At 61.8% G+C, this 17882-nt stretch carries 12 protein-coding genes and 1 tRNA gene; 8 read left to right on the top strand and 5 right to left on the bottom strand.

Annotated features, from left to right (window positions below; all coding sequences use genetic code 11):
• Positions 1-45: 45 nt before the first annotated feature.
• Both PseuLF5_RS03890 and PseuLF5_RS03885 read right to left on the bottom strand, forming a co-directional pair.
• Positions 46-903 carry a glucose 1-dehydrogenase gene (locus tag PseuLF5_RS03890; protein WP_340132973.1) on the bottom strand — a complete coding sequence of 286 codons (858 nt, stop codon included), beginning with the start codon at positions 901-903 and terminating at the stop codon, positions 46-48.
• A gap of 113 nt (positions 904-1016) precedes the next feature.
• Positions 1017-2171 (bottom strand): MalY/PatB family protein, encoded by a 1155-nt coding sequence (locus PseuLF5_RS03885; RefSeq protein ID WP_340132972.1) that lies wholly within the window; start codon positions 2169-2171, stop codon positions 1017-1019.
• 357 nt (positions 2172-2528) lie between these two features.
• Between PseuLF5_RS03885 and fdnG the strand changes: the two genes are divergently transcribed.
• The 7 genes from fdnG (at position 2529) to PseuLF5_RS03845 (ending at position 11600) form a co-directional block, all read left to right on the top strand.
• A complete protein-coding gene (gene fdnG, locus PseuLF5_RS03875; RefSeq protein WP_222832939.1) occupies positions 2529-5594 on the top strand; it encodes a formate dehydrogenase-N subunit alpha in 3066 nt (1021 codons plus the stop codon).
• A 14-nt stretch (positions 5595-5608) separates the two neighbouring features.
• Positions 5609-6544: a formate dehydrogenase subunit beta gene (gene fdxH / locus PseuLF5_RS03870; RefSeq protein WP_267794786.1), complete on the top strand. Its 936-nt coding sequence runs from the start codon at positions 5609-5611 to the stop codon at positions 6542-6544.
• Positions 6541-7206: a formate dehydrogenase subunit gamma gene (locus tag PseuLF5_RS03865; protein ID WP_340132971.1), complete on the top strand. Its 666-nt coding sequence runs from the start codon at positions 6541-6543 to the stop codon at positions 7204-7206. The genes fdxH and PseuLF5_RS03865 overlap by 4 nt, the downstream gene beginning before the upstream one ends.
• A 3-nt stretch (positions 7207-7209) precedes the next feature.
• The gene (gene fdhE / locus PseuLF5_RS03860) at positions 7210-8136 is read left to right on the top strand and encodes a formate dehydrogenase accessory protein FdhE (protein ID WP_336346770.1); all 927 of its coding nucleotides are present in this window, start codon (positions 7210-7212) and stop codon (positions 8134-8136) included.
• 45 nt (positions 8137-8181) lie between these two features.
• On the top strand, positions 8182-9585 hold the full coding sequence (gene selA / locus PseuLF5_RS03855) for an L-seryl-tRNA(Sec) selenium transferase (protein ID WP_340133268.1): 1404 nt from the start codon (positions 8182-8184) through the stop codon (positions 9583-9585).
• Positions 9582-11498: a selenocysteine-specific translation elongation factor gene (gene selB / locus PseuLF5_RS03850; RefSeq protein WP_340133267.1), complete on the top strand. Its 1917-nt coding sequence runs from the start codon at positions 9582-9584 to the stop codon at positions 11496-11498. The genes selA and selB overlap by 4 nt, the downstream gene beginning before the upstream one ends.
• A 6-nt stretch (positions 11499-11504) precedes the next feature.
• Positions 11505-11600 (top strand) — tRNA-Sec (locus tag PseuLF5_RS03845).
• Between the two features lie 199 nt (positions 11601-11799).
• Here PseuLF5_RS03845 and PseuLF5_RS03840 read toward each other — a convergent pair.
• From PseuLF5_RS03840 to PseuLF5_RS03830, 3 genes are all read right to left on the bottom strand, one after another.
• Positions 11800-13095, bottom strand: coding sequence for an OprD family porin (locus tag PseuLF5_RS03840; protein WP_340132970.1), 1296 nt, complete (start codon positions 13093-13095; stop codon positions 11800-11802).
• Between the two features lie 544 nt (positions 13096-13639).
• Positions 13640-15343: an amidase gene (locus PseuLF5_RS03835; RefSeq protein ID WP_340132969.1), complete on the bottom strand. Its 1704-nt coding sequence runs from the start codon at positions 15341-15343 to the stop codon at positions 13640-13642.
• Between the two features lie 244 nt (positions 15344-15587).
• Positions 15588-16970, bottom strand: coding sequence for an aspartate aminotransferase family protein (locus PseuLF5_RS03830; protein ID WP_336346767.1), 1383 nt, complete (start codon positions 16968-16970; stop codon positions 15588-15590).
• Between the two features lie 158 nt (positions 16971-17128).
• Here PseuLF5_RS03830 and PseuLF5_RS03825 point away from each other — a divergent pair, with 158 nt between their 5' ends.
• Positions 17129-17734 (top strand): TetR/AcrR family transcriptional regulator, encoded by a 606-nt coding sequence (locus PseuLF5_RS03825; RefSeq protein WP_340132968.1) that lies wholly within the window; start codon positions 17129-17131, stop codon positions 17732-17734.
• Positions 17735-17882: the final 148 nt, after the last annotated feature.

The raw sequence follows: 17882 nt of genomic DNA, 5'->3' as shown, positions 1-17882 counted from the left end.
TCGGCAGCGCCTGCAGGGTCGTGTTGCTGTGTGAATAGCGCGGAATCAGAGCATCGGTTTGCCACCTGTCACGCCGTAGCGCTGGCCGGTGATGTAGCTGGCTTCGTCCGACGCCAGCAGCACATAGATCGGCGCCACTTCCACTGGTTGCCCGGGGCGCCCGAGCGGGGTTTCGCTGCCGAAATTCTGGACTTCTTCATCCGGCATGGTCGAGACGATCAGCGGGGTCCAGATCGGCCCCGGTGCCACGCAGTTCACGCGGATCTGTTTTGGGCCGAGCATCTGGGCCAGGCCACCGGTGAAGTTGGCGATCGCGCCTTTAGTGGTGGCGTAGGCGAGCAGGGTCGGCTTGGGCAAATCGGAGTTGATCGAACTGGTGTTGATGATCGACGCGCCGGGGCGCATGTGTTTGATCGCCGCCTGACACAAGCGGAAAATCGCGGTGATGTTGACGTCAAAGGTCATCACCCATTCTTCGTCGGGGATTTCTTCAAAGGTTTCGTGGGTCATCTGGAACGCGGCGTTGTTGACCAGCACGTCGATGCGGCCAAAGCGTTCGATGGTCTGGTCGACCAGCGCCTGGCAGTGGGCCTTTTGCGCGAGGTCACCGGGCAACAACAGGCACTGGCGACCGGCCTGCTCGACCCAGCGTGCGGTCTCTTTGGCGTCGTCATGCTCATCGAGATAAGCCACGACGACGTCTGCGCCTTCACGGGCAAAGGCAATCGCCACGGCGCGACCGATGCCGCTGTCGGCGCCGGTGATCAGCGCAATCTTGCCGGCCAGCCGGCCGGAACCGACATAGCTCTGTTCGCCGCAGTCGGGATAAGGCTGCATTTTGCCTTGCTCGCCGGGCACCGCTTGGGCCTGTTTGGGGAAGGGGGGTTTTGGATAGTCGGTCATCGCAAATCTCCGGGTCTCATGGCAGGTATGAGAGGTTGACCCGGGCGGTTTGCCGTGAGTTCGATCAGATTTGGGGAGCTGGCAAGCCAGCTCCCACATCAATCAAAGTGTTTTCAGGTATTGCGGTCAGCCAGGGCTCGCTCCATCCGGGCAATACCGTCTTCGAGCATTGAACGCGGGCAGCCGAAGTTCAGGCGCACGAACTGTTGGTGCTGGTCGCCGAAGTCCAGACCGGCGCTCAAGCCGACTTTGGCCTGTTCCAGAAAGAACTGCTGAGGATTGGCCAGATCCAGCGCCGAGCAATCGAGCCACGCCAGATACGTGCCCTGCGGCACGTTGAGGGTCACGCCGGGCAACCGGCGGCGCACGGCGTCCACCAGCCAGTCACGGTTGGCCTGCAGATAGGTTTTCAACTCGGCCAGCCACGGCCCGGCTTCGCTGTAGGCGACGCGGGTGGCTTCCATGCCCAGCGGGTTGACACTGTCGACCATGCCGCAGCGGGCGTGGTTGACGCGTTCGCGCAGGGCGGCGTCCTGGATGATCATGAACGAGGTCTTGAGACCGGCGATGTTGTAGGCCTTGCTCGCCGACATCAGGGTGATGGTGCGGCGGGCGATTTCCGGGCTCAGGGAAGCGGTCGGGATGTGCACGCGACCGTCGAAGCACAGCTCGGCGTGGATTTCGTCGGAGATGATCCACGCGTCCCGGGCAACACAGATATCCGCCACCGCTTGCAGTTCTTCACGGCCGAACACCTTGCCGATCGGGTTGTGCGGGTTGCTCAGCAGCAGCGCGCCGCCACCGTTCAGTGATTCACGCAAGCCCTCCAAGGGCGTCAAGTAAGTGCCGTCAGCCTGTGCGACGAATTTTAGCTCGACCTTGTTCAAGCCCCAGTGGCCCGGCGCATGGCGCAGCGGCGGGTAGTTGGGCACTTGCACCACGACGTTCTGTTGCGGCTGCACCAGCGCTTTCAAGGCCATGTTGAAACCGGACTCAACGCCCGGCAGAAAGATCAGCTCCTGAGGTTTGACCTGCCACGCGAACTTGTTCCAGAGGTCGGCAACGATGGCCTCGCGCAGGTTGTCCTGCGCCACGCTGTAACCCAACAGCGGGTGCAGCAGACGCTGCTGCAGTGCCTCGATCACCACCGGCGGTGCGGCGAAATCCATATCAGCGACCCACATCGGCAACACGTCGGCCGGGTAGCGGCTCCACTTGGTGCTGCCGGTGTTGTGGCGGTCGAATACCTGATCAAAATCGAAAGTCATGCGCGGTCTCGTGAAGGCGGGAATGGTCCTGCCGGCCATTCTAAGCCTCCATCCCCTGTGGGGGCGAGTTTGCTGCTTATAAGGTTCACACGATACCTGTGGGAGCGAGCTTGCTCGCGAAGGCGTCGTGTCAGTCGGCATCGATGTCGAATGACACACCGCTTTGGCGAGCAAGCTCGCTCCCACAGGGTTTGGTGGTCTTCAGTTAAAGACCCGACAAACGGCCGACGGTCGGTTTTCACACAGACCGTGTGGTCATTGTCTACAGTGAAAAAGTCGGCACACGTTTGCCGTAACCGTGTTTGTCCAGAAAAAGCCCGGCACCAGTACCGGGTTCCACCTGATCAGGAGTGCACGATGGATCTCAGCCGTCGTCAGTTCTTCAAGGTCGCCGGTATCGGCCTTGCAGGCTCTAGCCTGGGCGCGTTGGGCATGGCCCCGACGCCAGCCTTCGCCGAGCAGGTGCGCCACTTCAAGCTTGCCCACACCCATGAAACCCGCAACACTTGCCCGTATTGCTCGGTCGGTTGCGGCTTGATCATGTACAGCCAGGGCGATGCCGCGAAGAACGTCGCGCAAAATATCATTCACATCGAGGGCGACGCCGACCACCCGGTAAACCGCGGCACCCTCTGCCCGAAAGGCGCAGGTCTTCTCGACTTCATTCACAGCCCCGGCCGTTTGCTCTACCCGCAAACGCGCAAGCCGGGCAGCAGCGAATGGACGCGAATCAGTTGGGACGAAGCGCTCGACCGCATCGTCGACCTGATGAAAGCCGACCGCGACGCCAACTTCATCGAGAAAAATGCCAACGGGCAAACAGTGAATCGCTGGCTGAGCACCGGGTTTCTCGCGGCATCGGCGGCGTCCAACGAAGCCGGCTACATCACCCAGAAGGTGATCCGCAGTCTCGGCATGCTGGGGTTCGATAACCAGGCGCGTGTCTGACACGGCCCGACGGTGGCAAGTCTTGCCCCGACGTACGGCCGTGGAGCCATGACCAACACCTGGACCGATATCGCCAACGCGAATCTGATCCTGGTGATGGGTGGCAACGCAGCAGAAGCGCATCCGTGCGGCTTCAAATGGGTGACCGAGGCCAAAGCGCACAACGCCGCGCGGCTGATCGTGGTCGATCCGCGTTTTACCCGGACCGCGTCCGTGGCCGACTATTACGCGCCGATCCGTACCGGCACCGACATCGCCTTCATGGGCGGCCTGATCAATTACCTGCTGACCACGGACAAGATCCAGCACGAATACGTGCGCAACTACACCGACATGTCGTTCATCGTCAGGGCCGGCTATGGCTTTGAAGATGGCATCTTCAGCGGCTACGACGTGGCCAAGCGCAGCTATACCGACAAATCCGGCTGGGGCTACGAGCTGGGCGAGGACGGCTTTGTCAAAGTCGACCCGACCCTGCAGGACCCGCGCTGTGTCTATCAACTGATGAAACAGCATTACAGCCGCTACAACATCGACCTCGCCAGCCAGATCTGCGGGATGCCGGTCGATGCCATGCAGAAAATCTGGGATGAGATTGCCACGTGCGCCACGCCCGGCAAGACCATGACCATTCTCTATGCGCTCGGCTGGACGCAACACTCGATCGGCGCGCAGATCATTCGCAGTGCGGCGATGGTCCAGCTGTTGCTGGGCAACGTCGGCATGCCGGGCGGCGGAGTCAACGCGTTGCGCGGGCACTCGAACATTCAGGGCCTGACTGACCTTGGCTTGCTTTCCAATGCGCTGCCGGGCTACCTGACGCTGGGCACCGACACCGAGCAGGATTACAACGCCTTCATCCACAAACGCACGCAAGTGCCGTTGCGTCCGGGGCAATTGTCGTACTGGCAGAACTACAGCAAATTCCACGTCAGCCTGATGAAGGCGTGGTACGGCGCCAACGCCACCGTCGAGAACAATTGGTGCTACGACCATCTGCCGAAACTCGACATCCCCAACTACGACGTCCTGAAGATGTTCGACCTGATGAGCCAGGGCAAGGTCAACGGCTACTTCTGCCAGGGATTCAACCCAATCGCTGCGTTGCCCGACAAGAACCGGGTGATGGGCGCACTGGCCAAACTGAAATGGCTGGTGGTGATGGACCCGCTGGCCACCGAAACCTCGGAGTTCTGGCACAACGTCGGGCCGTACAACGACGTGAAAAGCGCCGAGATCCAGACCGAAGTCATTCGCCTGCCCACCACCTGTTTTGCCGAAGAGGACGGTTCGCTGGTCAACAGCAGCCGCTGGCTGCAATGGCACTGGAAGGGTGCCGATGGCCCGGGCGAAGCGCAGACCGACATTCGCATCATGAGCGAGCTGTTCCTGCGCCTGCGCAAGCGCTATCAGGCCGAGGGCGGCAAGTTCCCCGATCCACTGCTGAAGCTGTCGTGGCCGTACAAGATCCCCGACGAGCCTTCGCCGGAAGAACTGGCCAAGGAAATCAACGGCAGCGCCGTCGCCGACTTCACCGATGCCACCGGCGTCGCGGTCAAGGCCGGCACGCAACTGGCGGGTTTCGGCTTGCTCAAGGATGACGGCAGTACCGCATCTGGCTGCTGGATTTTCGCCGGCAGCTGGACCGAAGCCGGTAATCAGATGGCCCGGCGCGACAACGCCGATCCCTATGGCATGCATCAGCATCTGGGTTGGGCATGGGCCTGGCCGGCCAACCGGCGGATTCTCTACAACCGTGCTTCGGCGGATGTCGCCGGCAAACCGTGGGACCCGAAAAAACGTCTGGTGTGGTGGAACGGCAAGGCCTGGGGCGGTACCGATGTGCCGGACTACAAGGCCGATGTGCCGCCGGAAGCCGGGATGAACCCGTTCATCATGAACCCCGAAGGCGTGGCGCGGTTCTTCGCCGTCGACAAGATGAACGAGGGGCCATTCCCCGAGCACTACGAGCCGTTCGAAACGCCGATCGGCATCAACCCGCTGCACCCGCAAAACAAAAAGGCCACCAGTAACCCGGCGGCGCGGATCTTCGATTCGGTCTGGGAAAGCCTCGGCGAAGCCAAGGACTTCCCGTACGCCGGCACCAGTTACCGGCTGACCGAGCATTTCCACTTCTGGAGCAAGCATTGCAAATTGAATGCGATTGCCCAGCCCGAGCAGTTCGTCGAGATCGGCGAAGTGCTGGCGAAAGAGAAGGGCATTGCCGCCGGTGATCGCGTGCGCGTCAGCTGTAAACGCGGGTTCATCGAAGCGGTGGCGGTGGTGACCAAAAGGATCCGGCCGTTGCAGGTCAACGGCCAGGTCGTGCATCAGATCGGCATCCCGCTGCACTGGGGGTTCACCGGCCTGACGCGTCACGGTTACCTGACCAACACCCTGGTGCCGTTCCTCGGCGATGGCAACACCCAGACCCCGGAATCCAAGTCATTCCTGGTCAACGTGGAGAAGCTCTGATGGAGAATCTTTAAATGGCCAGCCAAGACATCATTGCCCGCTCGGCCACCACCACGGTGCCGCCCTCGGTGAGGAATCAGCAGGAGGTGGCCAAGCTGATCGACACCACCAAATGCATTGGCTGCAAGGCCTGCCAGGTCGCCTGCTCGGAATGGAACGAGCTGCGCGACGAGGTGGGCCACAACCACGGCACCTACGACAATCCGCAAGACCTGAGCGCCGAAACCTGGACGTTGATGCGCTTCACCGAGCACGAAACCGACGCCGGCAACCTCGAATGGTTGATCCGCAAGGACGGCTGCATGCACTGTGCCGAGCCCGGTTGCCTGGCGGCCTGCCCGAGTCCGGGGGCGATTATCAAGCACGCCAACGGCATCGTCGATTTTGATCAGGACCACTGCATCGGCTGCGGCTATTGCATCACCGGTTGCCCGTTCAACATTCCGCGGATTTCGCAGAAGGATCACAAGGCCTACAAATGCACGTTGTGTTCGGATCGGGTGGCGGTGGGGCTGGAACCGGCCTGCGTGAAAACCTGCCCGACCGGCGCGATTGTCTTCGGCAGCAAGGACGACATGAAGGAGCACGCTGCCGAACGCATCGTCGACCTGAAAAGCCGTGGCTTCGACAATGCCGGCCTGTACGACCCGGAAGGCGTCGGCGGCACCCATGTGATGTATGTGCTGCACCATGCCGACACACCGAAGATCTACGCCGGGTTGCCGGATGCGCCGGCCATCAGTCCGTTGGTGGGCCTGTGGAAAGGCATCAGCAAGCCCCTGGGCCTGCTGGCAATGGGCGCGGCGGTGCTGGCCGGGTTCTTCCACTATGTGCGCATCGGGCCGAACCGGGTCGAGGAGGATGACCATCCAACGCCACCCGACACCTCGGTGCATACCGTCGATCCGGCGGTGCACACCTTCGATCCACGTGGGGAGGACCGGCCATGAGCAACAAGACGATCCTGCGTTACACCGCCAACCAGCGCACCAATCACTGGCTGGTGGCGATTCTGTTTTTCATGGCCGGGCTGTCGGGGCTGGCGTTGTTTCATCCGTCAATGTTCTGGCTGACCAATCTGTTCGGCGGCGGGCCGTGGACACGGATTCTGCATCCGTACATGGGCATCGCCATGTTCGTGTTGTTCCTTGGCCTGGTGTTCAGCTTCTGGCGCAGCAATTTCTTCATCGCCAATGACCGGCGGTGGCTGCGGCGGATCAATCGGGTGATGGTCAACGACGAAGAAAGCGTGCCGCCGGTGGGCAAGTACAACGCCGGGCAGAAGCTGCTGTTCTGGACTTTACTCCTGTGCATGTTCGCGTTGCTGTTCACCGGGCTGGTGATCTGGCGGGCCTGGTTCAGTGCGTATTTCGGCATCACCGTGATCCGCTGGGCGATGCTCCTGCATGCACTGGCGGGGTTTGTGCTGATCCTGAGCATCATCATTCACATTTACGCCGGGCTGTGGATCAAGGGCTCGGTGGAGGCGATGCTGCACGGCTGGGTCAGTCGCGCCTGGGCGAAGAAACACCATGAACTCTGGTACCGCGAAATCACCCGCGACGAACGGCGTCCGGACGTGCCGGAACGACCGATCACCAAAAAGGGCTGACCTTTGGCAACCATTCTTGAACCCGGGGACATCGAGGCGGCGGCCAGTTCGCCGCCGTTTCTGCATCTGCCGCCGCCTGACCTGTTTGCGCTCCGCGCCGATCGACTGGAAAAACTGGCCGAGGGGCATCCACTGGCTGAGTACCTGCGGTTGATTGCCGGGTTGTGCCGTGTTCAGCAACAGGTGTTCGACGACCCACCGCAGACGGCGCGGATCGATCAGCAAAGGATTGCTGCCTGTCAGCAACATGGTTTACCGCCGTTCGCCGCCGACACGTTGGTGCGCGAAGAGGGCTGGCAGGCTTGGCTTTTCGCGTTGCTGCAGCGTTATGAGCCGGCGCATCAACCTGCGGTTATGGATGCGCTCGACACGCTGCGCGCCGCCAGTCCCGGTCAGTTGCGTGCGTGGGCCGTGGCTCTGGTCAGTGGCCAGTATTCGCTGGTGCCGGCGCAACTGGTGCCGTTTCTCGGCGCCGCACTGCAAGTGGCGTGGAGCCACTGGCTGCTCAGCGTGCACGACCTGCAACTGAAACCCGGCGACAGCCTCAGCCAATGCCCGGCCTGCGGGTCACCGGCGATGGCCGGGGTGATCCGCCATCGCGGCAAACACAACGGTCTGCGTTATCTGGTGTGTTCGCTGTGTGCCTGCGAATGGCATGTGGTGCGGGTCAAGTGCGTGTATTGCGAGTCGAGCAAAGGGCTCGACTATTTGAGCTTTGAGGATGATCGGCATGCGGCCAATCAGGCGCCGTTAAGGGCTGAGGTCTGTCCGGGCTGCAATAGCTACCTGAAACTGGTTTATCTGGAGAACGATGCCGATGCCGAGGCGTTGTCGGCAGATCTCGGCAGTTTGCTGCTGGATATGCGTCTGGCTCAGGACGGTTATCAGCGGCTGGCACCGAATCTCTTGCTGGCTCCGGGAGATGAGTGAACGCAGGGTCTACACTCTGGCCCAGTGATCTGCCTCCAGGAGTGGCTGATGTCCCTGCGGTTACCTTCCATTGATGGGTTGTTGCGTCACCCGGCCTGCCTGCCGTTGGCCGAGCGTCATGGACGTGAGTCGCTGCTGGCGGGTTTACGCCAGTTGCTCGATGAGTTGCGTTCCGCTGTCTTGAGCGGGCAATTGTCCGCCGTCGAAATCAGCCCCGAAGTGCTCGCCGGCCGCGTCGGTGAACGCCTGGCCCGGCAACAGTGCAGCAACGTGCGGCGGGTGTTCAACCTGACCGGCACGGTGTTGCACACCAACCTCGGCCGCGCCTTGCTCCCGGACGAAGCCATTGAGGCCGTGCACATGGCCGCGCGTTATCCGCTCAATCTGGAGTTCGATCTGGCCAGCGGCAAGCGCGGTGATCGCGATGATTTGATCGAAGGCCTGATCCGCGAACTGACCGGCGCCGAAGCCGTTACCGTGGTCAACAACAATGCCGCCGCCGTGCTCTTGACCCTGAACAGTCTCGGCGCACGCAAGGAAGGCATCATTTCCCGTGGCGAGCTGATCGAAATCGGCGGCGCGTTCCGCATCCCCGACATCATGGCCCGCGCCGGCGTGCGACTGCACGAAGTCGGCACGACCAATCGCACCCATGCCCGTGACTATGAGGCGGCGATCAGCCCGCGCAGCGGCTTGATCATGCGCGTGCATGCAAGCAATTACAGCATCGAAGGTTTTACCGCCCGCGTGCCGACAGCGGAACTGGCCGAGCTGGCCCACCGACATGGCCTGCCGTTGCTGGAAGATCTCGGTAGCGGCAGTTTGTTGGACTTGACGCGCTGGGGCTTGCCGGCGGAACCGACGGTGCGCCAGGCGTTGCTCGATGGTGCAGATATCGTCACCTTCAGTGGCGACAAATTACTGGGAGGGCCGCAGGCCGGGTTGATTGTCGGTCGCAAAGAACTGATCGCGAAGATCAAGAAGAACCCGCTGAAACGCGCGTTGCGGGTGGACAAACTGACCTTGGCCGCGCTGGAGGCGGTGCTGGGGTTATACCGCGACCCTGATCGCCTCGCTGAACGTCTGCCGAGCCTGCGCCTGTTGACGCGCCCGCAAGCCGACATCTTCGCCCAGGCATCACGGCTGCAGCCGGCGCTGGCCGACGTATTGGGCGAGACCTGGAATGTCAGCGCAGTCCACGCCTTGGGCATGATCGGCAGCGGTAGCCAACCGGTGGCGCGCTTGCCGAGCGCGGCGTTGTGCCTGCGCCCGCAAGTGTCCAAGCGCTTGCGCGGGCGTTGCCTGCTGACTCTGGAAGCGGCGCTGCGCGCCTTGCCGATCCCGGTGCTTGGACGCATTGACGATGATGCGCTGTGGCTGGATTTGCGTCAGCTCGACGATGAACCGGCGTGGCTCGCGCAATTGCCGCACCTGCAGGTCGATTCGTGATTGTCGGCACGGCGGGGCACATCGACCACGGCAAGACGTCGCTGCTGCAAGCCTTGACCGGGCAAACCGGCGACCGCCGCCCGCAGGAACGCGAGCGCGGCATGACCATCGACCTGGGTTATCTCTACGCCGAACTTGAACCTGGCACGGGGCTGACCGGGTTTATCGACGTCCCTGGCCACGAAAAATTCACCCATAACATGCTCGCCGGTGCGCAAGGCATTGATCTGGTGTTGCTGGTGGTGGCGGCGGATGACGGTGTGATGCCGCAAACCCGCGAACACCTGGCGATTGTTGAATTGCTCGGCATTTCGCGGGCCGTGGTGGCGATCACCAAATGCGATCGAGCCGAGGCGGGCAGGGTGGAAGAAGTACAACGTCAAGTGCTGGACCTACTCGCACCGGGGCCGTTTGCCGAGGCGCCGATAATGACTGTGTCGAGCTTGAGCGGGCAGGGCATTGAAGCACTGCGCGAGCTGCTGGTGCAGACGCAAAGCGAGGTACATGAGCGTAGCCGTGAAGGGGGATTTCGCCTGGCCATCGACCGCGCGTTCAGCGTGGCGGGCGCGGGGATTGTGGTGACCGGCACGGCGTTGTCGGGCGCAGTTACGGTCGGCGACAAACTGACCCTCGGGCCATCCGGGAAAACCGTGCGGGTGCGCGGCTTGCACGCGCAGAGCCAAGCCGCCGAACAGGCCTTCGCGGGGCAACGGGTGGCGTTGAATCTGAGCGGTGAACGCCTCGAACTGGCGCAGATCCATCGCGGCCAATGGTTGCTGAGCGAGTGGTTGCACGCCCCGACACAACGGGTCGACATCGACTTTCACCTATTGCCCGGCGAACGCACCTTCGAACACTTTCACCCGGTGCATGTGCATCTCGGCACGCAGGATGTCATCGCCCGGGTGGCCTTGCTCGAAGGGCCACGCTTGAGTCCCGGCGAGCGGATGTTCGCGCAATTGCTGATCAATGTGCCGGTGCAGGCGTTGAAGGGCGATCGGGTGATTCTGCGTGACCAGAGCGCGCAACGGACCTTGGGTGGCGGTCAGGTCCTCGACCCGTTTGCACCGGCACGACAACGGCGCAGCCCCGAACGTCTGGCGCAACTGCAAGCCCTGGCTGCCAGCGATAGCCTTGAACGAGCCTTGCCGGTGCTGCTCAATCACAGCGCTGGCGGCCTCGACCCGCAACGACTGGAGCGTCAATTCAATCGCCCGCGCTCAACCTGGTCGTTAGCCGACAACGTGCGCCTGATCGACACCCGCCAAGGCCCGGTGCTGTTCAATGTGCAGCGTTGGGCGCAGCTGAAGTTCACGCTGCTGGAGCACCTCGCGCAGTTCCATGAACGGGAACCTGACCAGATGGGCCCGGATCGCGATCGCTTGCGTCGCTTCAGCGGGCTGGCACTCGAACGTTCGACATTCGCGAGCTTGCTCGATGAATTGCTGACGGCCGGTTCGATCCAGGCGAGCGGTCCGTGGCTGCACCTGCCGGATCATCAGGTGCGCCTGAATGCCGAGGACGAAAGCCTCTGGCTAGGGTTGCAGCCATTGTTCGAACTGGCCGGTTTCGATCCGCCGTGGGTGCGTGACGTGGCGACAGTGCTGGGGCAGGACGACGCGGTCGTGCGCTTGTTGCTGCGTAAACTGGCGCGTTTGGGGTTGATGCATCAAATAGTGCGCGACCTGTTTTTGAGCGACGTGCAACTGCGCCAAATGGCGGAAGTGTTGCTCAAACTGGCCAGGGAAAATCCGCAGATCCAGGTGACAACCTTCCGCGATGCGCTAGGCTTGGGACGCAAACGCTGTATTCAGTACCTCGAATATTTCGACCGCGTCGGCCTGACCCGACGCCTCGGCGAATCCCGCCAGATCCGCCCCGACAACGCGCTGGCCGACGCCGACGCCCAATGAGTTCAAGGAAGGCAATCGCGCCCGGTGGCGCGGCCGGGCTTCAAACCCGGTTGGGGACGGCATCCGTTCCCGGGCAGGTTCGACTCCGGCTGCCTTCCGCCATTTCAATCAACAGCACCTACATGGCTGGCCGTGAAAGGTGTGTTGCGTACACGGATATTTGGCTGAAACCCAAACCTGGGGGAGTGAGGCTGCTCGCGATAACGGTGTATCAGTGAGCATGAATGTTGCTGAAAAGACGCTATCGCGAACAGGCTCACTCCTACAGGGGATAGCGTTTCAAATCGGGATGGGCGGTGGGTTAGAAACCAAGTGGGTACTGGATCACCACATAGATCCGGTCAATGTCATCGCCGGCCTGCGCCTCATTGGCCCGGTGCGATACATGTGAGACCTGCACCGACAGGTCCTTCGCCGCGCCCGACTGAACGATGTACTTCAAATCAATATCCCGCTCCCAGTGTTTGCCGCCGTCACCTTGCTGCGGCTGGTAACTGCCGCTGTCAGGATCGAACGGGTTGTAGGCGCCGCCCTTGGGCGCGTGGGTGCCGTCGATATGGCTACCGCTGACGTAGCGGGTCATGAACTTCAGGCCGGGGATGCCGAAGGCGCCCAGGTCGAGGTCATAGCGCGCCTGCCACGAGCGTTCGTTGGCGCCATTGAAATCGGCGTATTTGATCGAGTTGGCGAGGTAGATCGAGTCGCCGCCGACGAAGTCGAACGGTGTGTTGCCATTGATCTTTTGCCAGCCGAGCATCACCGCGTGCGGGCCGAAGGTGTATTTGCCGGAAAGGCTGAACGCGGTGTTGTCGATGGCGCCGGCCAGTGCCCGGCCGCTGTCGCGCGTGTGATAGAGGTTGGCGTCGAGCAGCACGCCGGACTGCTTGAGGTGCAGGTTGCCGTAGTACTGATGCCAGGTGTCGCTCAGGTCCGAGGCATACAACGCGCCGCCTATCGGGCTGTCGCTGAACAGATCGGCGCCGAGAAAACTGATCCCGCCGGCCTCGGTATTGGCGCCATAGCCGTAGAAATCGCCCTTGCCTGATGAGCTGTCCTGATTCTTGAACGAGGTGAAATGCCCAGACACCAGATTGACGTGGTCGAACTCGGCGCTGTTGAGCAGGAAACCGGTGGCGTATTCCGGTTGCAGGCGTTTGTCGGAGGTGTCGAACACCGGGGTTTCCACGGTCATTTCACCGAAGGCGAGGGTGGTGCGCGACGCTTTCAACTTGAGCGCACCGCCCGCGCTGGAGTAGTCGTTTTCACTGCGGCCATCGCTGTCGACCGGCAGCAACCCGGTACCGGAATGGCCCTTGCCGCCATCCAGTTTCAGCCCGGCGAAGGCGTGGGCGTCGATGCCGAAACCGACTGTGCCGGGGGTGAAACCGGATGAGAAGGTGCCGATAAACCCCTGAGCCCATTCCTGTTTGTAGTTTTTACCGGACGCTGAGGGCGAGCGGTAGTCGTTGCTCAGGAAGAAATTGCGGCTGAGCACTTCGGTTTTGGCATCGTCGAAAAAACCGCTGGCGTGGGCGGTTGTAGTGAGACCGCAGAGCAGCGCGAGCAGGGTGAGGCGCGAGGGGACGCAGTCGATCATGGTCAGTGGCCAGCGGCAATTAAGGTGACCGGGATGATCGCGGGAATGCAGGAAGGGCGATTGAGCGGGTGTGCTGAATTGCTGTGGCTGTCAGGTCATGAGGTGGTGAAGGCGCTGACGCCATCGCTGGCAAGCCAGCTCCCACAGGGATTCAGGGTGCGCTCACCGATGGTGACCACACACACTCCTACAGGGTTTTGCGTTCAACACGGGTTTTGTGACTGCAGCAGAAACCTGTGGGAGCTGGCAAGCCAGCTCCCACAGGGATTCAGGGTGCGCTCACCGATGATGACCACACACACTCCTACAGGTTTTGCGTTCAACACGGGTTTTGTGACTGGAGCAGAAACCTGTGGGAGCTGGCAAGCCAGCTCCCACAGGGATTCAGGCTGTGCTCACCGATGATGACCACACACACTCCTACAGGGATTTGCGTTCAACACGGGTTTTGTGACTGCAGCAGAAACCTGTGGGAGCTGGCTTGCCAGCGATGGCGGTGTGTCAGGCAACATTTCTGCTGACAGACACACCGCACTCCCAGCATTTAAAACAGTGGCGGCGTGCGCGGCGGGATCTGGCGTTTGCTGCCGGTCGATTCATAGGCCGCCGCGAATCGCAGCAGGTTCGAATCGTCATACGCCCGGCCAGCGAAGGTCAGCCCCACCGGCATGCCGATATCGGCCATCAAGCCCATCGGCACGGTGACGGTCGGTACGCCTAGGTGGCGGATCGCGAGGTTGCCGTTGGCCACCCAGATGCCGTTGCTCCAGGCGATGTCCGCCGATTCCGGGTTGACGTCCGCGTCTGCCGGCCCAACGTCGGCGACGGTCGGGAACAGCACTGCGTCGAGGCCGAGTGCGTCCATCCAGTCTTCCAGGTCGATCCGCCGGGTTTGTTCCAGACCTCGCAGGCCATCAGGCACGGTGGAGATCTCGTTCCACGGCGTGATGCCGCGTTCGGCCATGCGCACGTATTCATCCATGCCGGCGGCAAGATCGCCTTCACGGTTGGGCAGGGTGCCCGGATCGTGCGGGAAGATTTTCGGCCCGTCGACGTCGACCAGTCGATTGAGTTTCGGGTCACCGTTGGCTTGCAGGAAATCGTCGAACGCCCACGCAGTCAGGTCCCACAGCTCATGGTGGAGGAATTCTTTCGAGACCAGCCCGCGGGTGAACACCGTCGGTGCGCCGGGACGGTCACCTTCGCAGTTGGAGACCAGTGGGAAGTCGGTTTCGATGACTTCGGCACCTGCGGCTTCGAGGGCCTGACGCGCCTGCTTCCACAAGTCGATCACCGAGGCGCGGGTGTTGATGCGCTGGCCGGTCGGGCCACCGATGCCCGGGGCTTCGCTGGTGCCGGCTTCAGGATCGGCATTGATGAACATGCGCGGCACGGCGAAACGCTTGCCCGCCAGCGCCTTGGCATCGACGGCGAGCTCGGCGTAAGCGGCGGGGCGCACTTCGTTGACGCTCGGGATCGGCACCCACGGTTGCAGACGCCAGAGGTCGCCACGGGTGTCCGGGTCTTCAGCGACAACGATGTCGAGGACTTCGAGCAGGTCGGCCATGGTGCGCGCGTAAGGCACGACGACGTCCATAGTCGGCGTCAACGGCCAGTTGCCGCGCACCGAGATCACCCCGCGTGACGGGGTGTAGGCGCACAAACCGTTGTTCGAAGCCGGGCCGCGCCCGCTCGACCAGGTTTCTTCAGCCAGACCGAACGCGGCGAAACTCGCGGCAGTGGCAGTGCCGGCACCGTTCGACGAGCCTGAAGCAAATGGCGCGGTCAGGTAATTGGCGTTGTAAGGACTTTCGGCGCGACCGTAGACACCGCGCTGCATGCCGCCATTGGCCATCGGCGGCATATTGGTCTTGCCCAGGCAGATCGCCCCGGCGGCACGCAGGCGTTCGATGGTGAACGCATCGCGGTAGGCAATCAGGTCGGCGAAGGCCGGGCTGCCGGACGCAGCGGTCAGGCCCTTGACCAGGTAACTGTCTTTGGCGGTGTAGGGAATGCCGTCGAGTGGGCCAAGGATTTCACCTTTGGCGCGACGGGCATCGGACGCTCGCGCTTCGTTGAGCGCTTCCGGGTTGCGCACCACCACGGCATTCAGCGCTGTCGGGGTGTCGGCGCCGTCGTAGGCATCAATGCGCGCCAGATAGGCTTGTACCAGCTCCACCGAAGTGGTCTGACCGGATTCCAGCGCGGCGCGCAGTTGGGCAATGGAAACTTCGGTGACTTCGATCATGCGGTCACCGCCGTTTGAATTGGGGTTCTTTTCCTGGAATGGGTGTTCATATCGGCTCTCGTGGCACAGCTATAAGCGACAAGGTTAAGACTGGCGCCTATTTAACACCAAGCGGCGCGCGGAGTAATCGGCGGGATGGTGCTCCCACCGATTTAATCCTTTCAGGCCCCAATCATTCCCTGCGGGAGCTGGCTTGCCACACGAGTTTGTTGCGCCCACAGAAGACAGATATGCCCTCAGCCGATCACAGCACGCCGTACTCCCGCGCCGTACGATCCAGCGCAATCCGCGTCTTGTCGATCAACTCATCCAGCTCCGTGCGCGTGGCGATCAACGCTGGGGCCATGATCATCCGTCCCAGTGTCGAACGAATGATCAACCCCTCTTCAAAGCCAATCGTGCGGCAGCGCCAGGCGATGTCGTTTTCATTGGCAAAGCGCTTGCGACTGGCCTTGTCTTCAGCGAATTGCAACGCTGCGACCAGGCCCACGCCCTGAATCTCACCCACCAACGGGTGATTGCCGAACACCTCGCGCAGGCAGTTCTGCAGATACGGCCCGGTGTCGGACTTCACCTGCGCGACCACGCCTTCATCACGCAATGCCTTGAGGTTGGCAATCGCCACGGCGGCTGCCACTGGGTGCCCGGAATAGGTCAGGCCGTGAGCGAACACGCCACCTTTTTCCACCAGCGCCTCGGCCATGCGCCGCGACAGAATCAAACCGCCCATGGGGATGTAACCCGAGGTCAGGCCTTTGGCGATCGACAGCGTGTCGGGTTCAAAACCGAATGTCTGATGGGCGAACCATTCGCCCGTGCGACCAAAACCACCAATCACTTCGTCAGCACACAACAAAACATCGTATTTACGGCAGATGCGCTGAATTTCCGGCCAGTACGTTGCCGGCGGAATGATCATGCCCCCCGCGCCCTGGAACGGCTCGGCGACGAACGCGGCAACCTTGTCGGCGCCCAGCTCGAGAATCTTGTCTTCCAGTTGCCGCGCCGCTTGCAGGCCGAACGCCTCCGGGCTGAGGTCGCCCTCATGGGCGAACCAGTAAGGCTCATCAATGTGCGCAACATCGGGGATGGTGCCGCCCATTTCGTGCATGAACTTCATGCCGCCCAGCGCCGTCGCGGCCAGGGTCGAGCCGTGATAGCCGTTCCAGCGGCCGATCATGATTTTCTTCTCGGGCTTGCCCAGCACCTGCCAGAACTTGCGCACGGTGCGGATCAGCACCTCGTTGGCCTCGGAGCCGGAGTTGGTGTAGATCGCGTGGCTGTAGTGTTTCGGCAATAGGCTGAACAGCAACTCGGACAGCTCGATCACCTTCGGGTGGGTCGTGTGGAAGAACATGTTGTAGTAGGGCAGTTGCTCCAGCTGCGCGGTCGCGGCGGCGGCCAGATCCTTGCGTCCGTAACCGAGGTTGGTGCACCACAGGCCGGACATGCCGTCCAGATAACGCTTGCCGTCGTTGTCCCACAACGCCAGGCGATCACCGCTGACCATCACCCGCGGACCTTCTTCGTTAAGGGCTTTCTGATCGACGAACGCGTGAATGTGGTGAGCGGCGTCGGCGGCCTGGTAATCGCGGGTGCTGCGGGCAGGATCGAATTCGGCGGACATGGCGGATCTCCAGATAAACGGGACGAGTGGGTGCGTTCATTCCAGCGGTGCACGGGTAAAGTTTTGTCACTTAAAAATATTTTTGTAAAGAAAATATTTGTCGGTGAAAAAAGATATCCGTAGGCTGGGGGCCATTGGCAAGGATCAACAGAGGCAACATGAGCGGACTCAGAGAGCGGCAAAAGGAACAGCGCAGGGAAGCCATCGCAACGGCGGCGCTGGAACTGTTCAAAAGCAATGGTTTCGCCGCCACCACCCTCGACCAGATCGCCGTGCAGGCCGGCGTGTCCGCGCCGACCGTGGTCAACTATTTCGGTGGTAAGCAGGAGATTCTGCTGGCGCTGCTCAAGCAACCGGACGAGCAGGCCATGCGCGAGGCGCGGGCCAATCTGGATGACGACAGTGATCCACTGGAGGCGCTGTGCGAGTTCGAGGGCCTGATGACTCACTACCAGCTGCAAGCGATGCCGGCTTCGCTATGGCGGGAACTGGCGCCGTTCCTGTTCACCGGCGAACTGGCCCGCGCGCTGGACCCATGGAACGCCGCGGTGATCGAAGAGACCAAGGCATTGCTGATGCATTTTCAGCGCGTCGGTAAAATCCGCGAATCCATCGACATAAATGTCGCGGCGACGCTGTTTAACCAGTATGCGAATGTGGCGTTTATTCGCCTGGCGACCGAGGCGACGCCGGACAGAGAGGCGCATGCGCGGCATATGCGCAGCGTTTTGAGTTTGATGTGTCACGGCATGTTGGTGAACTGAATAACTCAACCCTGTGGCGAGGGCGCTTACGTCCGCTGCACTGCACTGCACTGCGAACCCATGCTTTTGAAAGAAACGCCGCTCCGCCCCCCAGCGGGACGGACGACAATTCGACAAGCTCCCTCGCCACAAGGGGAATTAATTCAAC

This window comes from Pseudomonas sp. LF-5 (assembly GCF_037626295.1).
GTDB classification, from domain to species: domain Bacteria; phylum Pseudomonadota; class Gammaproteobacteria; order Pseudomonadales; family Pseudomonadaceae; genus Aquipseudomonas; species Aquipseudomonas monsensis.
This window is presented reverse-complemented; position numbering and strand designations above follow the sequence as displayed.